Raw genomic sequence first — 3,692 nt, 5'->3', positions numbered from 1 at the left:
AATTCCGGAACGCGGATGAACTTGGCCGACATGCCCTTGGGATCGACTTCGATATAGTCGGGGGTGTCGCGTTCGGCCGACTGCAGGGCTTCCAGCACCAGGGCCATGTTGCGCGAACGCTCGCGCACCGTGATCACGTCGCCGATCTTCACGCGATAGGAGGCGATGTTGACGCGCTTGCCGTTCACCAGCACGTGGCCGTGGTTCACGAACTGACGGGCGGCGAACACGGTCGGCACGAACTTGGCGCGGTAGACGACGGCGTCCAGGCGCGATTCCAGCAGGCCGATCAGGTTTTCCGAGGTGTTGCCCTTGCGGCGGGCGGCTTCGGTGTAGGTGCGCGAGAATTGCTTCTCGGTCAGGTTGCCGTAGTAGCCCTTCAGCTTCTGCTTAGCGCGCAGTTGCAGGCCGAAGTCGGAAACCTTGGACTTGCGGCGTTGGCCGTGCTGGCCGGGACCGTAGGCGCGCGAATTGATCGGCGACTTCGGACGACCCCAGATGTTTTCGCCCATCCGGCGGTCGATCTTGTACTTGGCGCTATGGCGCTTCGACATGCTCGTCTCTTTTCTTCGGACCCGGGCCGGCGATCCCGCAAGTGGGACCGCGTTTGCAACGGCGGCGTCGGATCAACCCGTCATGACATCGCAAGCCCTCCGGGCAGGCCCGGCGGCGCGAAGGGGCGGTGTATGACGTCCCGCGCCCTCGGAGTCAATGCAGCGGCCCAAAAGGCCTAACGGCAGCGGGACTTGCCCATCGCATCGACGCGGCAGCGCGTGGTCCGGCCGCTGCTGTCCTTGACCACCAGATTGCCCATCGCATCGCGGCGGGTGCTCACCTTCTCGCCGTCGGGATAGGTGGTGGTGACATTGCCCATGGCGTCGCGCCGCACCGTCACCTGCTCGCCGTACTGGTCGGTCCAGGTGGTGTTGCCCATGGCGTCGCGCGTGCCGGTGACGATGTTGCCATAGATGTCATGGCAGATCGTGCGGCCGACCTCGTTGCGGCAGGCGGTCGTCTGGGCGAAGGCCGGCGCGGCGAGGGCGCCAAGCGCGACGATGGCCAGGACAAAGCTCTTCATGATGCGCTCCCGATTTCAGGCTCAACCTATCGTGTCGCTTCAGCGACCGCCAGTATCGCGCGCGGTTCGCGCCAGAGTCCGGCGCGCCGCCTCGCCGGCCTGCCGCCACCACCGGCGCACCAGCTCGCCCGCATCGCCCGGCTGGGCCAGCCGTACGCCCTGCCCGGCCCACAGCGAGATCATGTCGGCGTTCCCCTGGCTCGCGGCCGCCGCGCGCAGCGGCTGGGTCAGGCGGTTCTGGACGGGATAGGCGGGAACCTCGTCCTGCACAGGCGCCATCTGGCGCATATAGCGGTTCTCGATCCCGCGGGCGTGACGGCCGGTGAAGGCGCGGGTCAGGCGGGTGGCGTCGTCCGGGACGGCAGTCAGCGCCTCGCGCCACGGCGCGCTGACCGTCGCCTGGTCGGACAGCAGGAAGGCCGTGCCCATCTGCACGGCGCTGGCGCCCAGGGCCAATGCGGCCGCCACGCCGCGCCCGTCCATGATCCCGCCCGCGGCGATCACCGGCAGGTCCACCGCCTCGAGGATCAGCGAGGTGAGCGCCATCGTACCGACCAGGCTAGCGTCCAGCTCCGACAGGAAATGGCCGCGATGGCCGCCGGCCTCGAACCCCTGCGCGCAGATCCCGTCGACGCCGACCTCGGCCCAGGCCCGGGCTTCCGGCACGTTGGTGGCGGTTCCGACCGTAAACGTGCCGACCGCGCGCAGGGCGGCCACCTGCGCTTTCGTCAGGATTCCGAAGGTGAAGGAGGCGACCGGCGGGGCCGCGCGCACCAGGGCTGCGAACTGCGCCTCGAAGTCGGGCGCGAAGCTGTTGGGCCGCCCCGGCAAAGGCTCGCCCAGCTCGGCGTACCAGGGCGCCAGGCGCGCGAGGGCCGCTTCGACGCTCGCGGCGTCGGGCGAGACCGGCGGCGCCATCAGCAGGTTGACGCCGAACGGCGCGGCGCTGGCCGCCCGGAACGCGGCGACCTCGGCCTCGATGGCCTCGGGCGCCATGGCGCCGGCGGCGAGCGAACCCAGCCCACCGGCCCCACAGACCGCCAGGGCCATCTGGCTGGAGGAGGCCCCGACCATCGGCGCCTGCAGAATAGGAATCTCCAGGCCGTCCAACAGCGCGCGCAACGACATCAGGCGTCTCCCCCAGCCTTCCTGCGCGCCAGCTTCTCCAGCGCCCGGCCCCGCCCCCGCGAGAGCGCCGTCACCACCCCGCGGAAGGTCCGCACCTCCTGGTCGGAGAACCGCGCCCGGCCCAGCGCCGAGCGGAGGTTCTGCACCATGGACGGCTTCTTTTCCGGCGGATGGAAGAAGCCCGCCTCGTCCAGCTCGCGCTCGAAATGGTCGTAGAGGCCCTGCATGGCGGCCGCCTCCGCTGGCGGCGGCCCCTCGCGGAAGTTCGCCGGCGCGCCGCTTTCCACCGTCATGCGCCATTCATAGGCGTTGATCGCCACGGCCTGGGCCAGGTTCAGCGACCGGAACCGTGGATCGATGGGCAAGGTCACCACCGCCTGGCAAAGCGCGATGTCGGCGGTCTCCAGCCCCGCCCGCTCGCCGCCGAACAACAGGCCGGCGGCGCGGCCCTGCGCCACCTCGGCCGCGAGGTTGGCGGCCGCTTCGCGCGGGCCGATCACCGGCAGTTGCAGTTCGCGCGGCCGCGCGGTCGTCGCATAGACCAGATGCAGGTCGGCGATCGCCTCGGACACGCTGTCATAGACCCGCGCGGCGTTCAGCGGCCATTCCGCGCCCGAGGCCGAGGCCCAGGCCCGCTCCTGCGGCCAGCCGTCCCGCGGATTGACCAGGCGCAGGTCGGCCAGGCCGAAATTGGCCATCACCCGCGCGACCGCGCCGATATTATGGGCCAGTTGCGGCGCGTTCAGGATGATGCAGGGGGGAGCATTGGAGTCCATGCCGCGTTTTGCGGCCGGAGCGGCGGCCCTGGCAAGGGCGAGCCGGAGACATCGGCCTGACCGGCGCAAGCCTCCGCCTCTTTGCGTCGCGGCCCTGGCCTAGTATACGGCCCCTACCCCATCCGTCACACACCTCCCGGAGCGCTCCGCCCTCATGGCCAAGATTAAAGTCGCCAACCCTGTCGTGGACCTCGACGGGGACGAGATGACCCGCATCATCTGGAAGTGGATCAAGGACAAGCTGATCTTCCCCCATCTGGACATCGATCTGGATTACTACGACCTGGGGATCGAGCACCGCGACGCCACCGACGACAAGGTCACCATCGACGCGGCTGAGGCCATCAAGCGCCATGGCGTCGGCGTGAAGTGCGCCACCATCACCCCGGACGAAGCCCGCGTGGAAGAGTTCGGCCTGAAGAAGATGTGGAAGTCGCCGAACGGCACCATCCGCAACATCCTGGGCGGCGTGGTCTTCCGCGAACCGATCATCTGCAAGAATGTTCCGCGGCTGATCCCCGGCTGGACCCAGCCGATCATCGTCGGCCGCCACGCCTTCGGCGACCAGTACAAGGCCACCGACTTCAGGGTTCCCGGGCCCGGCCGCCTGACCATCAAGTGGGAAGGCGACAACGGCGAGTCGATCGAGCACGAGGTGTTCGAGTTCCCCGGCGGCGGCGTCGCCATGGGCATGTACAACCTGGACGACC

5 protein-coding genes are annotated in these 3,692 nt (G+C 69.2%); 1 reads left to right on the top strand and 4 read right to left on the bottom strand.

Annotation, left to right across the window (positions count from 1 at the left end; all coding sequences use genetic code 11):
• From rpsD to ACE3TL_RS16655, 4 genes are all read right to left on the bottom strand, one after another.
• A partial coding sequence (rpsD, locus tag ACE3TL_RS16670; RefSeq protein ID WP_374579783.1) for a 30S ribosomal protein S4 occupies positions 1 to 554 on the bottom strand: 554 nt, incomplete at its 3' end.
• Between the two features lie 176 nt (positions 555 to 730).
• The gene (locus ACE3TL_RS16665) at positions 731 to 1,078 is read right to left on the bottom strand and encodes a hypothetical protein (RefSeq protein ID WP_374579782.1); all 348 of its coding nucleotides are present in this window, start codon (positions 1,076 to 1,078) and stop codon (positions 731 to 733) included.
• 39 nt (positions 1,079 to 1,117) lie between these two features.
• Complete coding sequence (locus ACE3TL_RS16660) at positions 1,118 to 2,206, bottom strand: NAD(P)H-dependent flavin oxidoreductase (protein ID WP_374579781.1); 1,089 nt, start codon at positions 2,204 to 2,206, stop codon at positions 1,118 to 1,120.
• Positions 2,206 to 2,982 (bottom strand): RNA methyltransferase, encoded by a 777-nt coding sequence (locus ACE3TL_RS16655; RefSeq protein WP_374579780.1) that lies wholly within the window; start codon positions 2,980 to 2,982, stop codon positions 2,206 to 2,208. Before ACE3TL_RS16655 ends, ACE3TL_RS16660 begins: the two co-directional genes overlap by 1 nt.
• A gap of 154 nt (positions 2,983 to 3,136) precedes the next feature.
• Here ACE3TL_RS16655 and ACE3TL_RS16650 point away from each other — a divergent pair.
• A partial coding sequence (locus ACE3TL_RS16650; RefSeq protein WP_374579779.1) for an NADP-dependent isocitrate dehydrogenase occupies positions 3,137 to 3,692 on the top strand: 556 nt, incomplete at its 3' end.

Source organism: Phenylobacterium sp., from assembly GCF_041920015.1.
Classification (GTDB): Bacteria; Pseudomonadota; Alphaproteobacteria; order Caulobacterales; family Caulobacteraceae; genus Phenylobacterium.
The sequence above is the reverse complement of the archived record's forward strand: the minus strand, read 5'-3'. Positions and strand labels throughout refer to the sequence as shown.

Bases quoted from the DNA above. Each gene is read 5' to 3' on its own strand.
- ACE3TL_RS16660 (WP_374579781.1), bottom strand. From the start codon at position 2,206: ATGTCGTTGCGCGCGCTGTTGGACGGCCTGGAGATTCCTATTCTGCAG.
- ACE3TL_RS16655 (WP_374579780.1), bottom strand. From the start codon at position 2,982: ATGGACTCCAATGCTCCCCCCTGCATCATCCTGAACGCGCCGCAACTG.
- ACE3TL_RS16665 (WP_374579782.1), bottom strand. From the start codon at position 1,078: ATGAAGAGCTTTGTCCTGGCCATCGTCGCGCTTGGCGCCCTCGCCGCG.